Origin of the sequence: Streptomyces sp. NPDC127084 (genome assembly GCF_042724175.1) — a bacterium.
GTDB lineage: Bacteria > Actinomycetota > Actinomycetes > Streptomycetales > Streptomycetaceae > Streptomyces.
Genome location: NZ_JBHXFA010000002.1, coordinates 1 through 17,958 on the forward strand (window position 1 = coordinate 1; position 17,958 = coordinate 17,958).

At 70.1% G+C, this 17,958-nt stretch carries 14 protein-coding genes; 5 read left to right on the top strand and 9 right to left on the bottom strand.

Annotated elements, in window-relative coordinates; translation table 11 throughout:
- Positions 1 to 49: 49 nt before the first annotated feature.
- The 3 genes from pyk to pta form a co-directional block, all read right to left on the bottom strand.
- Positions 50 to 1,480, bottom strand: coding sequence for a pyruvate kinase (gene pyk / locus ACFWI9_RS00900; RefSeq protein WP_387157999.1), 1,431 nt, complete (start codon positions 1,478 to 1,480; stop codon positions 50 to 52).
- Between the two features lie 73 nt (positions 1,481 to 1,553).
- The gene (locus ACFWI9_RS00905) at positions 1,554 to 2,840 is read right to left on the bottom strand and encodes an acetate kinase (RefSeq protein WP_387158001.1); all 1,287 of its coding nucleotides are present in this window, start codon (positions 2,838 to 2,840) and stop codon (positions 1,554 to 1,556) included.
- Complete coding sequence (gene pta / locus ACFWI9_RS00910) at positions 2,837 to 4,918, bottom strand: phosphate acetyltransferase (protein WP_387158002.1); 2,082 nt, start codon at positions 4,916 to 4,918, stop codon at positions 2,837 to 2,839. Before pta ends, ACFWI9_RS00905 begins: the two co-directional genes overlap by 4 nt.
- 313 nt (positions 4,919 to 5,231) lie before the next feature.
- Between pta and ACFWI9_RS00915 the strand changes: the two genes are divergently transcribed.
- Positions 5,232 to 6,257 carry an ATP-dependent 6-phosphofructokinase gene (locus ACFWI9_RS00915; protein ID WP_387158004.1) on the top strand — a complete coding sequence of 342 codons (1,026 nt, stop codon included), beginning with the start codon at positions 5,232 to 5,234 and terminating at the stop codon, positions 6,255 to 6,257.
- 78 nt (positions 6,258 to 6,335) lie between these two features.
- Here the strand turns inward: ACFWI9_RS00915 and ACFWI9_RS00920 are convergent, their stop codons facing one another.
- Positions 6,336 to 7,022, bottom strand: a complete 687-nt coding sequence (locus ACFWI9_RS00920; protein ID WP_387158006.1) for a response regulator — start codon at positions 7,020 to 7,022, stop codon at positions 6,336 to 6,338.
- Positions 7,019 to 8,740, bottom strand: coding sequence for an ATP-binding protein (locus tag ACFWI9_RS00925; protein ID WP_387158135.1), 1,722 nt, complete (start codon positions 8,738 to 8,740; stop codon positions 7,019 to 7,021). Before ACFWI9_RS00925 ends, ACFWI9_RS00920 begins: the two co-directional genes overlap by 4 nt.
- A gap of 144 nt (positions 8,741 to 8,884) precedes the next feature.
- Between ACFWI9_RS00925 and ACFWI9_RS00930 the strand changes: the two genes are divergently transcribed.
- Together ACFWI9_RS00930 and ACFWI9_RS00935 are read left to right on the top strand one after the other, a co-directional pair.
- The gene (locus ACFWI9_RS00930) at positions 8,885 to 10,258 is read left to right on the top strand and encodes a cation:dicarboxylate symporter family transporter (RefSeq protein WP_387158008.1); all 1,374 of its coding nucleotides are present in this window, start codon (positions 8,885 to 8,887) and stop codon (positions 10,256 to 10,258) included.
- 430 nt (positions 10,259 to 10,688) lie between these two features.
- Entirely contained in the window at positions 10,689 to 11,009 is a 321-nt protein-coding gene (locus tag ACFWI9_RS00935; protein ID WP_387158010.1) for a GYD domain-containing protein, read from the top strand.
- Positions 11,010 to 11,424: 415 nt separating this feature from the next.
- On the opposite strand, the gene ACFWI9_RS00940 is transcribed toward ACFWI9_RS00935, so the two are convergent.
- The 3 genes from ACFWI9_RS00940 to ACFWI9_RS00950 are packed head-to-tail and all read right to left on the bottom strand — an operon-like array spanning position 11,425 to position 13,533.
- Positions 11,425 to 11,649, bottom strand: a complete 225-nt coding sequence (locus ACFWI9_RS00940; RefSeq protein ID WP_387158012.1) for a hypothetical protein — start codon at positions 11,647 to 11,649, stop codon at positions 11,425 to 11,427.
- Entirely contained in the window at positions 11,642 to 12,616 is a 975-nt protein-coding gene (locus ACFWI9_RS00945) for an aldo/keto reductase (protein WP_387158013.1), read from the bottom strand. Before ACFWI9_RS00945 ends, ACFWI9_RS00940 begins: the two co-directional genes overlap by 8 nt.
- 5 nt (positions 12,617 to 12,621) lie before the next feature.
- Entirely contained in the window at positions 12,622 to 13,533 is a 912-nt protein-coding gene (locus tag ACFWI9_RS00950; RefSeq protein ID WP_387158015.1) for an NAD-dependent epimerase/dehydratase family protein, read from the bottom strand.
- Positions 13,534 to 13,617: 84 nt separating this feature from the next.
- Here ACFWI9_RS00950 and ACFWI9_RS00955 point away from each other — a divergent pair, with 84 nt between their 5' ends.
- Together ACFWI9_RS00955 and ACFWI9_RS00960 are read left to right on the top strand one after the other, a co-directional pair.
- Positions 13,618 to 14,142, top strand: a complete 525-nt coding sequence (locus tag ACFWI9_RS00955; RefSeq protein WP_387158017.1) for an Lrp/AsnC family transcriptional regulator — start codon at positions 13,618 to 13,620, stop codon at positions 14,140 to 14,142.
- Between the two features lie 253 nt (positions 14,143 to 14,395).
- Positions 14,396 to 16,657: a HelD family protein gene (locus ACFWI9_RS00960; RefSeq protein WP_387158019.1), complete on the top strand. Its 2,262-nt coding sequence runs from the start codon at positions 14,396 to 14,398 to the stop codon at positions 16,655 to 16,657.
- 81 nt (positions 16,658 to 16,738) lie between these two features.
- Here ACFWI9_RS00960 and ACFWI9_RS00965 read toward each other — a convergent pair whose 3' ends face one another.
- Complete coding sequence (locus ACFWI9_RS00965; RefSeq protein ID WP_387158021.1) at positions 16,739 to 17,695, bottom strand: TauD/TfdA dioxygenase family protein; 957 nt, start codon at positions 17,693 to 17,695, stop codon at positions 16,739 to 16,741.
- Positions 17,696 to 17,958: the final 263 nt, after the last annotated feature.

A 17,958-nucleotide genomic window follows, 5' to 3' on the forward strand; every position in this document is an offset into this window, starting at 1 on the left:
GTCCATGTCCATGGACCGCGCACCGCCCCCTTGTGACGGCAGGCGCCCGTCAGTGGTGCTTCTCGCCGCCCAGGTGGTGCACCCGCACCATGTTGGTGGTGCCCGGGACGCCGGGAGGGGAGCCGGCGGTGATGATCATGGTGTCGCCCTGGTTGAAGCGCTGGAGCTTCAGCAGGGCCGCGTCGACCAGATCGACCATCGCGTCGGTGGTCTCCACGAACGGGGCGATGAAGGGCTCCACGCCCCAGCTCAGGGTGAGCTGGTTGCGGGTGTTCTCGTCCGTCGTGAAGGCGAGGATCGCCTGCTCGGCGCGGTAGCGGGAGAGGCGGCGGGCCGTGTCGCCGGACTGGGTGAAGGCGACCAGGGCGCGGCCGCCGAGGAAGTCGGCGATCTCGCAGGCGGCGCGGGCCACCGAACCGCCCTGGGTGCGGGGCTTCTTGCCGGGGACCAGGGGCTGGAGGCCCTTGGAGAGGAGCTCCTCCTCGGCGGCGGAGACGATCTTGGACATGGTCTTGACCGTCTCGATCGGGTACGCGCCCACGCTGGACTCGGCCGAGAGCATCACCGCGTCCGTGCCGTCCAGGATCGCGTTGGCGACATCGGACGCCTCGGCGCGGGTCGGACGGGAGTTGGTGATCATCGACTCCATCATCTGGGTCGCCACGATCACCGGCTTGGCATTGCGGCGGCACAGTTCGATGAGCCGCTTCTGCACCATCGGGACCCTTTCGAGCGGGTACTCGACGGCCAGGTCGCCGCGGGCCACCATCACGCCGTCGAAGGCCATCACGACGGCGTCCATGTTCTCGACCGCCTGCGGCTTCTCCACCTTGGCGATGACCGGGACCCGGCGGCCCTCGTCGTCCATCACCTTGTGGACGTCCTTGACATCGTCGGCGTCCCGTACGAAGGACAGCGCGACCAGGTCGCAGCCCATCCGCAGCGCGAACCGGAGGTCCTCCACGTCCTTCCCGGACAGGGCCGGGACGTTGACCGCGGCGCCGGGCAGGTTGATGCCCTTGTGGTCGGAGATGACACCGCCCTCGACGACGATCGTCTTCACCCGCGGGCCCTCGACCTCGACCACCCGCAGCTCGACGTTTCCGTCGTTGATCAGGATCTGGTCGCCCTTGGAGACATCGCCGGGCAGGCCCTTGTACGTGGTGCCGCAGATGGACTTGTCGCCGGGGACGTCCTCGGTGGTGATGGTGAACTCGTCACCGCGTACCAGTTCGACCGGTCCTTCGGCGAAGGTCTCCAGACGGATCTTGGGGCCCTGGAGGTCGGCGAGCACACCTACGGGGCGGCCGGTCTCGGCCGCCGCCCTGCGGAGGCGGTCGTACCGCTCCTGGTGCTCTGCCTGGGTCCCGTGGCTCATGTTGAAACGGGCCACGTTCATGCCGGCCTCGATGAGCGCTTTCAGCTGCTCGTAGGAGTCGACGGCGGGGCCCAGTGTGCAGACGATTTTGGAACGGCGCATAAGGCGATCCTATCGGTTTGTTTCTAGCCGGAATATTCCGTCTGGTGAAAAGTACAAATGGGCACTGTGCCGCTCAGGCGTGAAACTCTCCAGTAGCTGTGTTCCCGGTGGCTGAGTTCCTGGTGGACGTGTTCCCGATAGACGTGTTCCCGATCAGGGCGAAGGTCTGCCGGGCGATTTCCAGCTCCTCGTCCGTCGGCACCACCGCGACCGCGACCCGTGCGTGGGCCGGCGAGACAAGCCTCGGCTCACCGGACCGTAGGGCGTTCAGCTCCGCGTCCAGCACAAGCCCCAGCTCCTCCAGGCCGGCGATGGCAGCCTCCCGCACCTCGGCCGCGTTCTCACCGACCCCCGCCGTGAACACCACCGCGTCCACCCGGCCGAGTACCGCGTAATAGGCGCCGATGTATTTCCGCAGCCGGTGCGCGTAGATCTCGAAGGCGAGCAGCGCGGCCCGGTCCCCTTCGCCGATCCGGCGGCGGATCTCCCGCATGTCGTTGTCGCCGCACAGCCCGACCAGACCGCTCTTCTTGTTGAGCAGGGTGTCGATCTCGTCCAGGGACATTCCGGCGACCCGGCCCAGATGGAAGATCACGGCCGGATCGAGATCACCCGAGCGGGTGCCCATGACCAGCCCCTCCAGTGGGGTCAGCCCCATCGAGGTGTCCACGCAGCGACCGCCCGAGACCGCCGAGGCCGAGGCACCGTTGCCCAGGTGCAGCACGATGACGTTGACGTCTTCCGGGGCCCTGCCGAGCAGCTCGGCGGCCTTGCGCGAGACATAGGCGTGTGAGGTGCCGTGGAAGCCGTAGCGGCGGATCCGGTACGCGTCCGCTGTCGCTACGTCGATGGCGTACCGCGCCGCGTGCTCCGGCATCGTCGTGTGGAAGGCGGTGTCGAACACCGCGACCTGCGGCAGATCCGGGCGCAGCGCCCGGGCGGTGCGGATGCCGGTGATGTTCGCCGGGTTGTGCAGTGGAGCAACGGGTACGAGGCGCTCGATCTCGGCCAGCACCTCGTCGTCCACCACGGTGGGGGTGGTGAACCGCTGTCCGCCGTGCACCACCCGGTGGCCGATGGCGGCGAGCTTGGGGGAATCCAGGCCGAGGCCGTCCTGCGCCAGCTCCGCGCCCATGGCCTTCAGCGCCGCACCGTGGTCCGGGACCGGGTCGGTACGCTCGCGAGTCCCGGCGTTCGGGCCCGCGGGCACGGTGTGGACCAGCCGGGAGGTCCGCTCGCCGATGCGCTCGACCAGGCCGACGGCGAGCCGGGAGCCGTCGCGCATGTCGAGCAGCTGGTACTTGACCGAGGAGGAGCCGGAGTTGAGGACCAGGACATGGGAGGCGCGGTCGAGGGTCATACGGGCAGCTCCTGGGCCTGGGCCTGGATCGCGGTGATCGCGACCGTGTTGACGATGTCGCTGACCAGAGCGCCACGGGAGAGGTCGTTGACCGGCTTGCGCAGCCCCTGGAGCACCGGTCCGACGGCCACCGCCCCGGCCGAACGCTGCACCGCCTTGTACGTGTTGTTCCCGGTGTTCAGGTCGGGGAAGATCAGCACCGTGGCCTGGCCGGCCACTTCGGATCCGGGCAGCTTGGTGGCGGCGACGGACGGTGCCACCGCGGCGTCGTACTGGATGGGGCCCTCGATCTTCAGTTCGGGATGCCGCTCGCGCACCAGCTTGGTGGCCTTGCGCACCTTGTCCACATCGGCTCCCGAACCCGAGCTGCCGGTGGAGTACGACAGCATGGCGATCCGCGGTTCGACGCCGAAGCGCGCCGCGGTGGCCGCCGACTGCACCGCGATGTCCGCGAGTTGTTCGGCGTCCGGGTCCGGGTTGACCGCACAGTCCCCGTACACGAGCACCTTGTCGGCGAGGCACATGAAGAAGACGGAGGACACGATCCCGGCCCCCGGCTCTGTCTTGATGATCTCGAAGGCGGGCCGGATCGTCGCCGCCGTGGAGTGCACCGAGCCAGACACCATGCCGTCGGCCAGGCCCTCCTGGACCATCAGCGTGCCGAAGTAGTTGACGTCCGACACGAGGTCGTACGCCAGTTCCACGGAGATTCCGCGGTGGGCGCGCAGCTCCGCGTACCGCTCGGCGAAACGCTCGCGCAACTCGGAGTGCAGCGGATCGACGATCTGGACGTCGCCGAGGTCGATACCGAGGTCCGCCGCCTTCTTGCGGATCGCCTCGGCGTCGCCGAGCAGGGTGAGGTCGCAGACATCGCGGCGCGACAGCACGTCGGCGGCGCGCAGCACGCGCTCCTCGGTGCCCTCGGGCAGCACGACCCGGCGCCGGATGGCGCGGGCCTGCTCCAGCAGATCGTGCTCGAACATCATCGGGGTGACCCGCCCGGTGCGTGCGACCTCCACCCGGGCGAGCAGGCCCGCCGAGTCGACATGGCGCTCGAACAGCCCGATCGCGGTCTCCGCCTTGCGGGGGGTGGCCGCGCTCAACCTGGCCTCCATCGCGAAGAGTTCGGCAGCGGTGGGGAAGGAGCCGCCGGGAACCGAGATCACCGGGGTGCCGGGCGCCAGCCGGGAGGCCAGGGTCAGGATCGAGTCGGCGGGCCGCTCGTCCAGGGTGAGCAGCAGACCCGCGATCGGCGGGGTGCCGGCGGAGTGTGCCGCGAGCGCGCCGACCACCAGGTCGGCGCGGTCACCCGGGGTGACGACCATGCACCCGGGGGTCAGGGCCTTCAGCAGGTTCGGCAGCATCGCGCCGCCGAACACGAAGCCGAGCGCGTCCCGGGCGAGTCCGGAATCGTCCCCGAGCAGCACCTTCGCACCCAGGGCCTGGGAGACCTGGGCGACCGTGGGGGCCGCCAGAGCCGGTTCGTCGGGGATCGCATAGCAGGGGACGGGTACGCGGGCGGCGAGTCGCTCGGCGATGACCTCGCGGTCCTGCGGCGCCACCCGGTTCACCACCATCGCGAGGACGTCGCAGCCCAGCACCTCGTAGGCGCGGTGGGCATTGCGGGTCTCGGCGCGGACTGACTCGGCGTTCTGGCCCTTGCCGCCCACCACGACGATCACGGACGCGCCGAACTCGTTGGCCAGCCGGGCGTTCAGCGCCAGCTCATCGGGGAGTTGGGTCTCGTGGAAGTCCGTGCCGAGCACGAGCACGACCTCGTACTCCCGCGCCACTGCGAGGAACCGCTCGACCAGCCGGGACACCAGCTCGTCGGGACCCTTCTCGGCCTGGAGCGCGGCGGCCTCGGCGTATGTCATGCCGTACACGGACGCCGGATCCTGGGACAGCCGGTAGCGGACACGCAGCAGATCGAACAGCCGGTCGGGACCGTCGTGCATCAGGGGCCGGAACACACCCACCCGGTCCACCTGCCGGGTCAGGAGCTCCATCACCCCCAGCTCCACCACCTGGCGGCCGTCGCCGCGGTCGATCCCGGTCACGTACACGCTGCGCGTCACGCGTGGTCTCCTGTTCCTGCTTCGAGCGCGGTGGTCGTCCAGGGCGTGTGCCACCGGCAATCTGGCGTGCAGAATTACCCCCGATAGGGTGGCATTGCCCTCTTGACAGTACCCCCGGGGGTGGGTAGAGCGCCTGCCGCATGCCACTGAAGTGCGCCGGGGGCCCCGCGTCGCGGAACGTGGAAGAATCGGCAGTGGCGCTATGTGGCCCTATAGCCGTATGCACGAGTGATGCCGCGTGTACCGGCGATATGTACCGGCGATCGGAAGGTCGGAAGGGCCGGAAGGTCGGGAGATCGGGAGACACGGCACGATGCGTATCGGAGTCCTCACCGCCGGCGGCGACTGTCCGGGCCTGAACGCAGTGATCCGGTCCGTCGTACACCGCGCCATGGCCGGGTACGGCGATGAAGTCATCGGATTCGAAGACGGGTTCAAGGGCCTGCTCGACGGCCACTGCCGCCCCCTCGACCTCGACGCCGTCAGCGGCATCCTGGCCCGCGGCGGCACCATACTCGGCTCGGCCCGCCTCGAACGCGCCCGACTCCGCGAAGCCGCTGAGAACTGCGCCGAGTTGGCACTGCGGTACGGCATCGACGTGCTGATCCCGATCGGCGGCGAAGGCACCCTCACAGCCGCCCGGATGCTGTCCGAGGCAGGGATGCCCGTCGTCGGTGTGCCGAAGACCATCGACAACGACATCTCGGCCACCGACCGCACCTTCGGCTTCGACACCGCTGTCACGGTCGCCACCGAGGCGATCGACCGCCTCAAGACCACCGCCGAATCCCACCAGCGGGTCATGGTGGTCGAGGTGATGGGACGGCACGCCGGCTGGATCGCCCTGGAGTCCGGAATGGCGGGCGGCGCCCACGGGATCTGCCTGCCCGAACGCCCTTTCGAGGTCGACGACCTGGTGAAGATGGTCGAGGAACGCTTCGCCCGCGGCAAGAAGTTCGCCGTCATCTGCGTCGCCGAGGGCGCCCACCCCGTCCAGGGCTCCATGGACTACCGCAGGGGCGAGATCGACCAGTACGGCCATGAGCGCTTCCTGGGCATCGGCGGACGCCTCGCGATGGAACTGGAACACAGGCTCGGCAAGGAGGCCAAGCCCGTCATCCTGGGGCATGTCCAGCGCGGCGGTGTGCCGACCGCGTACGACAGGGTGCTCGCGACCCGCTTCGGCTGGCACGCCGTGGAGGCGGCGCACCAGGGCGAGTTCGGCAAGATGACGGCGCTGCGCGGCACCCAGGTGGTGCTGGTGCCGCTGGCGGAAGCGGTCACCCGGCTGAAGACGGTGCCGCACGACAGGGTGTACGAAGCAGAATCGGTCTTCTGAGCGGTCCGCCCGCCCTTTGACGTGCCGATCTCCACCTTTTCTCGGCGTTCCCGGCCAGGCCCCGGCCGGGCAAGCGTGTCAGCGGCCGGACGGGAGCCAGCGGTACTGGAGCTCGGGGCGGCCGATCTGCCCGTACTGGGGACTGCGGTCAGCCCGCCCGGTCGACACCAGATGCTCCAGATAGCGGCGTGCGGTGATCCGGGAGATCCCCAGCGCCGCCCCTGCTTCGGCGGCCGTGAGCCCGTCAGGGGAGCCGCGCAGCGCACGGGTCACCGCCTCCAGCGTGGGGCCGCTCAACCCCTTCGGGAGTGCGGCGGGTTGCGGTGTACGGAGAGTCGCGAGTGCCCGGTCCACGTCGTCCTGGCCTGATGCCTCGCCCGCGGTGGCGTGGAACTCGGCGTATCGGACGAGGCGGTCGCGCAGGGTGGCGAAGGTGAACGGCTTGAGCACGTACTGCACCACCCCGAGCGACACGCCTTCGCGCACGATGGCCAGATCACGGGCCGAGGTGACGGCGATGACATCCGCCGCATGCCCGCCCGCGCGCAGCGACCGCAGCAGCCGGAGCCCGTGCCCGTCGGGCAGGTACAGGTCCAGCAGGATCAGGTCGACGGGTGTCCGCTCAAGCAGCCGGTGTGCCTCGGCGAGCGAGTGCGCCACCCCGGCGACACCGAAGCCGTGGACGCGTCCGACATAGAGCGCGTGCGCGTCGGCCGCGACCGGATCGTCCTCCACAACGAGCACACGCACGTGCTGGGCACTCATCCGCGCACCCTTTCGCCCGCCCCTTTGGCCGTCTCTTCGGACGGTTCTTCCGTACGCAGCGGCAGCCGCACGGTGAACCGGGCACCGCCGTCCGGCGCCTGGGCGAGTTCCACGGCGCCATGGGCCCGGTGCACGGCCTGCCGTACGAGGGCGAGGCCGAGGCCCCTGCCGGGACCACGGGTCGACCAACCGCGCTCGAACACGGCGTCCACGTCCTCCGGGCGCACCCCCGGGCCGCTGTCGCCGACGCACAGGACGAGGTCGCGGCCGACGACGCGGGCGGAGACGGTGACCCGCGACCGTGCCGGCGGAGACGTGCCCGCGCCGGTCATGGTCGCCGCCTCTACCGCGTTGTCGATGAGATTGCCCAGGATCGTCACCAGATCGCGCGCGGGCAGCCACGGCGGCAGTACTCCGTCGTCGATCCGGCTGTCACCGGTCAGGACCAGCTCCACACCGCTCTCATTGGCCTGAGCGGCCTTGCCCAGCAGCAGCGCGGCCAGCACCGGTTCGCCGACCGCGCTCACCACCCGGTCCGTGAGCGCCTGCGCCAGCTCCAGTTCGGCGGTGGCGAACCGGACCGCCTCGTCCGTACGGTCCAGTTCGATCAGCGAGACCACGGTGTGCAGACGGTTCGCGGCCTCATGGGCCTGGGCGCGCAGCGCCTGGCTGAAGCCGCGCTCCGAGTCCAGCTCGCCGGTGAGCGACTGGAGTTCGGTGTGGTCCCGCAGGGTCACCACCGTGCCCCGGCGCTCTCCGCCGACCACCGGCTGGGTCGACACGACCAGCACGCGGTCCGCGGTCAGATGCAGTTCGTCCACCCGCGGCTCACTGGCCAGCAGGGCGCCCGTGAGCCCCGGCGGCAGGCCGAGTTCGGCCGCGCCGCGCCCCACGGCGTCGGGACCGAGCCCCAGCAGCTCCCGTGCGCCGTCGTTGATCAGCGCGATCCGCCGCTGACCGTCCAGCATCAGCAGCCCCTCGCGCAGCGCGTGCAGGGTTGCCTCGTGGTAGGCGTGCATCCGGCTGAGCTCGGCCGCGTTCATCCCGTGCGTATGCCGCCGCAGCCGGGCGTTGACCACGTACGTGCCCGCGCCACCGAGCACCAGCGCGGCTCCCGCCATCCCCAGCAGCGCGGTGAGCTGCTGCCGAACCTGCGCGCTGATCCGGTCGATGGTGATGCCCGCGCTGACCAGGGCGACGATCCGGTCGCCGTCCCGCACCGGAGTGATCGTCCGCACCGAAAGTCCGAGCACGCCCTTGTGCGTCTCGGAGAAGGTCCGGCCGCGCAGCGCCTCGCCGGTGTGCCCGATATAGGTGCGGCCGATCTGCTGCGGCTCCGGATGGGTCCAGCGGGTCCCGTTCGGCGCCATGATCACCACGAAGTCGACGCCGGAGTCCTGGCGTACCCGTTCCGCGTAGGGCTGGAGGACCGCACTGGTCCGCGTGATCCCGTTGGCGGCGCGGCCTGCCGCCCCGTCCGCCGTCCGCCCGCCACCGCTGGTCCCCGCCGCCGTGCCCGTGCGCGCCGCCTCGATGACCGACGGCGAGTCGGCCACCGCCGTGGCGGTCGCCACCGTCTGCCGCCGGGCGGTCTCCTCCGCCTGGTCCCGGTCGGTGAGGTACGCGAAGACCGCGCACCCGGCCACGACCGCGGCGACCAGCACGACCTGCATCGCGAAGAGCTGGCCGGCGAGGCTCCGGGGCCGGGGGCGCCTTATGTGCATGCCGTCAGTCTGCACGTCCGCTTTCGTATGAACGAAACGTACGCAAGGGTGACCGGCGTCACAGCGTGGTGGATAGTCGCGGCAGTCCAACGGGACGTGGACGACATGGACGTTTCACCAGGCCGAGGAGGAATCCCCGTGGCAACCGCACCAGCAGCAGCCGCACGGCGGGACCGTACGCACTATCTGTATCTCGCCGTCATCGGTGCCGTCGCCCTCGGTATCGCCGTGGGCTTCGCGGCCCCCGGTGTCGCCGTCGAGCTCAAGCCACTGGGCACCGGCTTTGTGAACCTGATCAAGATGATGATCTCGCCGATCATCTTCTGCACGATCGTGCTCGGCGTGGGCTCGGTCCGCAAAGCCGCCAAGGTCGGTGCGGTCGGCGGGCTCGCCCTCGGCTACTTCCTGGTGATGTCCACCATCGCCCTCGGGATCGGCCTGGTCGTCGGCAACATCCTGGAGCCCGGTTCCGGCCTCCATCTCACGGAGGCCGCGAAGGCGGCGGGCGAGAAGCAGGCGGCCGGGGCCAGCGAGGGCACCGTGGACTTCCTGCTGGGGGTCATCCCCAAGACCCTGGTGTCGGCCTTCACCGAGGGCGAGGTCCTCCAGACGCTGCTGGTCGCCCTGCTGGCGGGCTTCGCGCTCCAGGCCATGGGCAGCGCCGGGGAGCCGGTCCTGCGCGGAATCGGCCACATCCAGCGCCTGGTCTTCCGCATCCTCGCGATGATCATGTGGGCCGCTCCGGTCGGCGCCTTCGGCGCGATCGCCGCCGTGGTGGGCGAGACCGGTGTCGACGCGCTCAAGTCGCTCGCGGTCATCATGATCGGCTTCTATGTCACCTGCGCGCTGTTCGTCCTGGTGGTTCTGGGCACGCTGCTGCGGCTGGCCGCCGGCGTGAACCTGTTCGCGTTGCTCAGGTACCTGGGCCGGGAGTTCCTGCTGATCCTCTCCACCTCGTCGTCGGAGTCCGCGCTGCCGCGGCTGATCGCGAAGATGGAGCACCTGGGCGTCTCGAAGCCCGTGGTCGGCATCACCGTACCGACCGGCTACTCCTTCAACCTGGACGGCACCGCGATCTATCTGACGATGGGCTCCCTGTTCGTAGCCGAGGCGATGGGCACCCCGCTGTCGGTGGGCGAGCAGATCTCGCTGCTGATCTTCATGATCATCGCGTCCAAGGGCGCGGCGGGTGTCACCGGAGCCGGACTCGCGACGCTCGCCGGTGGCCTCCAGTCGCACAAGCCCGCGCTGGTGGACGGGGTCGGTCTGATCGTCGGCATCGACCGCTTCATGAGCGAGGCCCGGGCCCTGACCAACTTCGCGGGCAACGCCGTCGCGACCGTGCTCATCGGCACCTGGACCAAGGAGATCGACAGGGAGCGGGTCGCCGAGGTCCTTGCCGGGCGGGTCCCGTTCGACGAGCGGACCCTGCTCGACGAGGCGGACGAGCATGTGCCCGCGAGGGCCGGGAGCGACGTACCGGAACCGCGGGAGCAGCCCGTGAAGGTCTGATCCCCGCTGGCTCCGCACGGGCCCCGGCGCCATCCGCGCCGGGGCCCGCAGAGCTTTGTCCGTCCCTTCCGCTGAATCTCACGTCATGGAAAATATCGACGGAAACGCAAGGGGTCCGAGCAACCTGGCTGGTATGCCGCGAAGACCGCCGTGTCCACCTCCCCTCGGGTATGGAAGAGGACGCGATTCTCGTCCCCGAGATCACCCCTGCGTCGCTCGACGCAGCTACCTCGCAGCGATAGGGAGCCCCCTCCCGCCCCCGGTCATCGCTCCCCGCGTGGGGTACGCGCCCACTGCTGCGCACCCGCGGCGCCGGCACCACGGCCACCCGTCTGCGCGGCCGAGCCTGAGTGGCCGGCCGGCCACTCGTGCCCGAAGGTGAATCCGAGGTCACGCCGCCCAGCGCGGTACCGGACAACAGGAGTGTCGGATGCCCAAGTACCTGATCCAGTCGAGCTACACCGCCGAAGGCGCCAAGGGTCTGATGGCCGAGGGCGGCACAGGCCGGAAGGAGGCTGTGGAGCGGACCCTCAGATCCTGCGGCGGCAGCCTCGAATGGATGTACTACGCCATCGGTACCGACGATCTGTACGTCGTCGCCGACATGCCCGACGAGATCTCCTTGGTCGCCACCTCCATGGCCGCCCGCGCCTCGGGCGCCGTGACCTCCCGGGCGGTGCCTCTGCTGAGTCCCGAGGACATGGACGCGGCCGTGAGGAAGACCGTGGACTTCCGCGCACCGGGTGCCTGATTCGCGGTGCTGTCCGCATGCTCGGGATCGCTCGGTCGGATGGCCACCCGACCGACGCGGATCGGCTGAGGACCGGCCCGTAAAGGACACCCAGCCGATCCCGTCCTCGGACGACTCACGGCCGACACCTTGCCCGGGGGCAGCGGGCCTTGCCGCGTCGGCAGCCCTGGTCACCGCACTGGCTGTGGGTGAGTATCTGTCGCAGGGGGTGCCCGAGTGTGTTCGTGAGGGAGGCCAGTTCCTCGTCGGTCAGCCACCCCCGGTTCGGATACAGGACCTCGATCCTGAATCGGGCGAACCCCGTCGGCCAGTCGTACACCAGCTCGTTGAGCGACGTCTCGGCATCACAACAGGGCACCGCCACCATGAGCGTGGAGAAGCCCCCGTCGTAGCGCGCCGAGACGACGTCACCCCACTAGCCCCGGGCGAACTCCGCACCGCAGTGCGGGCACGAGACCGACTCCAGGCCGGCGCCGCTGACGACCACTTCCACGGTGACGTGCCATCTGGCTTCCAGACCACTGCGGGCGTCGTCGTCGGGAAGCATCCCGGACAGCACGGCCGCGGCACGATCCGCCGCGTCCTGACTCGGCTGCCAGTACGGATCGGTCGGAATCACCGTCAGGTAGTTGTCACCCATCGCCCGCACCCGCCGTGTCCGCCACGGACCGCTCCTTGTCCACCGATCCGGCCGAGCTGTCCGGGGGCGGCGGCGGTGACTCGGTGCCGGTCAGTCCGAGCAGCTCCTTCTCCCTCTCCTCCAGTACGAGCTCGGCAGCCGCTGCCGAGTCCCGTACCGACTCAGGCCGGCTCGCTCCCGGAATGGGGACGACCACGGGCGAGCGTGCCAGCAGCCAGGCCAGTGCCACGCGCTGCGGGCTCACCCCGCGCTCCCGGGCCACCTGGTGGAACGCGGCGAACGCCGGATCCGCGCCCTGCTCCGAGACACCGTCCAAGGAACTGCGGGAGATTCCGCCGAGAGGGCTCCAGGGCAGGAAGGCCAAGCCCAGTTCGGCGCACAGGCGCAATTCCGCTTCGCTGTCGCGGATGGCGGGTGAGTAGCGGTTCTGCACCGAGACGAGTCGGTCGCCGAGGATCTCCCGCGCCTGGTGGATCTGTGCCGTGTCCACGTTGGAGATCCCGGCCAGGCGGATCGTGCCGTCGTCCAGCAACTCGCGTATGGCGCCCAGGGATTCCGCGTACGGCACCGCCGGGTCCGGCTTGTGCAGCTGGTAGAGCCCGATCGACTCGACGCCCAGCCGGTTCGCCGACTCCTGTGCCGCGCGCTTGAGGTGCCCGGGATCGGCGTTGACCGACCAGTCGCCGTCGGGTGTGCGGCCACGGCCGCCCTTGGTGGCGATCAGGACATCGTCGGTGGCTCCGGAATACGAGGCGAGCGCTCGCGCCACCAACTCCTCTCCCAGCCCCCTGCGTTCGCCCGGAGGATGGTACGAATCGGCGGTGTCGACCAGTGTCACACCGGCGTCGAGCGCGGCGTGGATCGTGGCCATCGCCCGTGCCTCGCCGGGATGGCCCTCGATGGAGAGCGGCATCGCTCCCAGGCCGATGGGCCAGACACGCAGGTCACCGAGTGCACGTGTCCGCATCGCGATCACACCTCCGCACCGCGCGTGCCGACGGTCTCCGCGACCGCCCGTGCGAGCCATTCGCTGCTGTCGCTGAAGCGGAAACCGAGCTGCTCCGCCCGGGAGTTGTCCATGCCGTACGAGCGTGTGAACGAGAACGGGGAGAGCCCCCCGGACGCCACCTCGAACCGGGCCGTCCCGCCGATCGCCCCGGTCACCGCCGCGCAGATGTCGGCCGTGCCGAGCCGCCCGTGTGCCGCCGCGTTCACCGGGCCGGTGAAGTCGGCGCGTAGCGCCCAGTCCAGGAAGGCGGCGATCTCCTCCACGTACACATACGTGGCGGTTCGGTTCACGGGCGGCACGGCGATCGGCTCGCCCGCGCGTACGCGCTCCGCGTAGTGGTCGAGCCGACCGGTGAAGTCGTCGGCGCCGCCCAGCACATGGGCCACCCGCACCGCCGCGTACGGGAACGCAGGCTCCGCCGCGAACACGGCTTCCGCCTGCCGCTTCCCCTCGCCGTAGTTGGCCTCCCGGAACCGTGTGTCGTCCCAGGGGAGCGTGAGATCCACGGCGACCGTACGCGGATCGACGGCCTCCTCGCTGACAAGGCCGGCGGAGTCCTGGTGCTCGTACACCTCGACCGTCGACGTCATGACATAGCGGCCGGTACGCCCGGCGAAAACCCGTCGTGCGATCTCCGCCTGCCGTGGTGTGTAGCAGACCTGGTCGACCACGGCGTCGAAGCTCCGTTCGCCGAGTGCCGCTGCCAGGGACGCCTCGTCGTCCCGGTCCGCGACCAGGTGCTCGGTCCCGGTGGGCGGTGCGGAGGAGCCTCGGTTGACGACGGTGACGCGTACACCCGCGTCCAGCAGCCGCTGGATCAACCGCTTTCCGAAGTACCGGTTGCCGCCGATGACGCACACATGCCCGATGCCCATCCTGTCCCCCTGTCACTCCCGTCGCCCGCTTCGCTCCGGGATCACCAGTGTTACGTTGACCGACCGCTTCATAAAGGGGGAGACATGGGAGTTCCGGCCTCCGCGCCGAAAGAACAACGGCATTCGCGCGCGGGCACCGAGGAAACCGCGGGGGGTGCCTTCGACCGGATCGACCGGCGCATTCTGGAGATCGTCCAGGCCGACGGCCGGATCACCCTGAGCGAACTCGGCCGGCGGGTCAGTCTGAGCCCGGCCGCCGTCGCGGAGCGGGTACGGCGGCTGGAGGCGGGCGGCGCGATCACCGGCTATGGCGCGCATGTCTCACCGGCGCGGCTCGGCTACGGCATCCAGGCGTTCATCCGGATCAGCCCGTACGGCGGCTACGGCGTCGGCCACCCGCGCTCCCAGGAACTGTTCGCCAGGCCGGAGGTCCTGGAGGTGCACCATGTCGTCGGCGAGGACTGTTGGATCCTCAGGGTCGCCACGACGGACACCGTGCATCTGGAGGACGTCCTGGAGCAGGCCTCCGCGCTGGGGCGTACGACGACGTCGATCGTGCTCTCCTCACCGCTGGAGCGCCGGCCCCTGCTGCCCGCCGACCGGAGTTGACGGTGCCCCGGTCGAAGCAACTGCTGCCGCGGGACCTTGGTGAGGGGGACCTGGTGAGCTGGCGGACTCTGGAACCGGACTGAACCGGACTGGACCGGATCTGAAACAGCCCTGAATCCGCCCTGAATCAAAAATGCCCCGGCCGAAGCGACGGCCGGGGCATTTCTTCGCGTATATTGGATGGTTCCGTGTGCGGGCACGCCAAAAACGCGGGAAACTCGAATAGTCGAACCCTATCGCGTCGGGAGCTGAATTGTCAACTGAGGAATTGCGGCAGGAGCAGCAATTCGTCTCCGTCGTCCATGAGCGGCTGGATCAGCTCAGGGCGGAGGCCGAGGCCGCCGCGTCCGCCGCCGTCAAGCAGACCGGCACCGGGCGGCAGGCGCGCGTCGAGCGCGACATCGCGGTGATCGAGCACTCCGCCACGCTCGCCGCGCTCGACGCCGCCGACACCGGACTGTGCTTCGGGCGGATCGATCACCGGGACGGTGTGACGTACCACATCGGCCGCACCGGCATCCGGCGCGACGACCGCGAGCGCACTCCGCTGCTGATCGACTGGCGGGCGCCGGTGGCGCGGCCGTTCTACCTCGCGACCGGTTACCAGCCCATGGGGCTGCGCCGGCGCCGGCACATCACCACCGAAGGGCGCACTGTCACCGCCCTGCACGACGAGATCATGGACCTCAGCGACTCCACCCGCACCGGGTACGAGGCGCATGACGCCGACGAGGTGCTGCTGGCCTCCCTCAACAGCGCCCGCACCGGGCGGATGGCGGACATCGTCGCCACCATCCAGGCCGAGCAGGACCGGATCATCCGTGCCCCTCAGCACGGGGTACTCGTGGTCGAGGGCGGGCCCGGCACCGGAAAGACCGCCGTGGCGCTGCACCGGGCCGCGTATCTGCTGTACGCGTACCGGGAGCAGCTCGCCAAGCGGGCGGTGCTGATCGTCGGGCCCAACCCCGCGTTCCTCGGCTACATCGGCGAGGTGCTGCCCTCGCTCGGTGAGACCGGCGTGCTGCTCGCGACCATCGGCGAGCTGTTCCCCGGGGTGCACGCCACCGGCACCGAAAGCGCCGCCGCCGCGGCCGTGAAGGGCCGGGCCCACATGGCGGGCGTACTCGCCGAAGCGGTCCGGGACCGGCAGCGGGTGCCCGAGAAGGGCGAGCCGATCGTCATCCCGCATGACGACGGCGACCTGGTCCTCGACTGGGACATGGCCGTCGAAGCCCGCCACAAGGCCCGCGAGACCGGGCTGCCGCACAACCTCGCCCGCCCCTACTTCGTGTTCCACCTCATCGACGACCTCACCGCCCAGCTCGTGGACCGGATCGGCGCCGACCCCTACGGCGGGCCCAACTTCCTGGGACCCGACGACATCGCCCAACTGGGCAAGGCCGTCGCCGCCAGCTCCGAGGTGCACTCCGCCATCGCCTCGCTGTGGCCGCCGCTCACACCCCGGGAGTTCCTCGCCGACTTCCTCGCCGACCCGGTGCACCTGGACGACGACGAGGCGGCGCTGATCCGCCGGGGCCACGGTGAGCGGACGGTATGGACACCCGCCGACGTACCCCTGCTGGACGAGGCGGCCGAGCTGCTCGGTGAGGACGACTCCGCCGCCCGCGCTGCCGCGGAGGCCGAGCGGTCCCGGCAGATCGCCTACGCGCAGGGGGTGCTCGATGTCTCGTTCGCGTCCCGCACCTATGAGTTCGAGGACAAGGAGGAGCTCGACGCCGACGCCTCCGAGGTGCTGTCCGCGCACGACATCATCGACGCCGAGCGGATGGCCGAGCGGCACGAGGAACGCGACCACCGCAGCGCGGCCGAGCGGGCCGCCGCCGACCGCACCTGGGCCTTCGGGCACATCATCGTGGACGAGGCCCAGGAGCTGTCCGCCATGGCCTGGCGGCTGCTGATGCGGCGCAGCCCCAGCCGCTCGATGACCCTGGTCGGCGACCCGGCGCAGACCGCCGACGCGGCCGGGTGCGGCTCCTGGCAGGACATCCTCGGACCGTACGTCCAGGACCGCTGGCAGCACACCAGACTCGGGGTCAACTACCGTACGCCCGCCGAGATCATGGAGCTGGCGGCAGTCGCCCGGCAGGCGAAGCACCCCGGCTTCGAACCGCCGAGGTCGGTACGCTCGACCGGGGTCGCGCCCTGGACCGAACGGGTCGCCGAGCGGGGCCTGACCGCCGCGGTGCTCGCGGCCGTGGAGCGCGAGAAGCCCGTCGACGGACGGCTGGCGGTGATCGCGCCACCCGAGCTGCACGGGGAGCTGAGCGGACTGCGAGGGCCTGGCGACGCGGGGACCGTCGATCTGACCCGGACCGTCGTGCTGCTGGACCCGCGGCAGGCGAAGGGGCTGGAGTTCGACGCGGTGATCGTGGTGGAGCCGGGTCGCTTCGCGGACAGCGACCTGTATGTGGCCCTGACCCGGGCCACCCAGCGGCTCGGACTGGTGCACACGGAGGAGCTGCCCGCCGGACTCGGGGGACAGCCGGCGCGGTGAACGGACCGGGGGCGGGCCGACCGGCTCGCCCCAGGGTCCTGTCCCGAACACGCCTCGGGCCCCTTCACATGACTTCGGGTCTCACCAGGCGGGTACGCCCGCGACCTGGTAGGGGTCGCCGCTGATGGCGCGCGACGTGGCGCCGGAGGGTCCCACGGCGGGTTCGCCGGCGACGAACACCCGGTACATCGCGCGTTCCTGCCCCAGTTTCTCGTGATCCGTGGGCGCGACGTGGATGGTGGCACGGTTGTCCCACATGGCCACGTCGCCTGCCGTCCAGCGGTGCCGGAAGGTCAGGTCGCTGTGTGTGGTGTGCGTGAAGAGCAGGTCGAGGATCCGCCGGCTCTCCGCCGGTGTCAGCTCGTTGATGTGGCTGGTGAAGCCGGGGCTCACGAACAGGCAGCGCTTGCCGGAGTCCGGCAGGGCGCGTACGACGGGGTGGTGCGCGACAAGGGCGGCCTCGACGCTGGTGCGGGTGAACGCGTCACTGACACCGAAGGGCACGTAGCCGACCAGGTAGCGGTGTTCCGCGGTCAAGTCGTCGGTGAACCGGCGCAGCGGGGCGGACAGGCGTTCGTAGGCGGTGACCATGTCGGCCCAGATGGTGTCGCCGCCGTGCGACGGGACCTTTTCCGCGCGCAGGACGCAGAACGCGGGAGGGTCGACGGCGGCCGTGATGTCGCTGTGCCAGCCGGACAGGAAGTCGGGATTGCGCCAGAGCGCCGCGTGCCGCTGCTCCTCGGTCATCTCCGGATTCTCACCGTGCCCGGTGATGAGGGCGTGTACGTACGGGTGCCCTGCGACATGGGGAACCCAGGGGTGGGAGGGGGCGGGGGGACCGAACTGCCCGGCGTACGCGATCTGCTGGTCGTGGGTGAGGTGCTGGTCGCGGAAGATGAGCACTCTGTGGTCTTCCAGGGCCCGTCGGACGGCGGCGACGAGGCGCGGGCTGAGAGGAACAGCGAGATCCACACCCCCGACTTCCGCACCGATACAGCCGGCGAGCGGCGTGATGCGGATGAAGCTGCCGTCTTCCATGGGCTCCTCATCCCCTTCCTCGATAATCCGTGCTGCACCAAGAATGCCCTTATCCACATAACCACGGAATAAGACGCATCGAATATCCTGCTGCAGTGCGTGACGCTGCGCGGACGGCCTGCACCCGGCATTGTGATCGCTCATAATGCGCCGTGCTCCAGGTCGCCAGCCCTTGGCAGAAGCCCTTGGCGCAGACTTGGTAAAGGCTTGGCACTCGCCCGAATGTGGGGCCCCAGGATCGCCTTTATTCTCGAATCGCACGA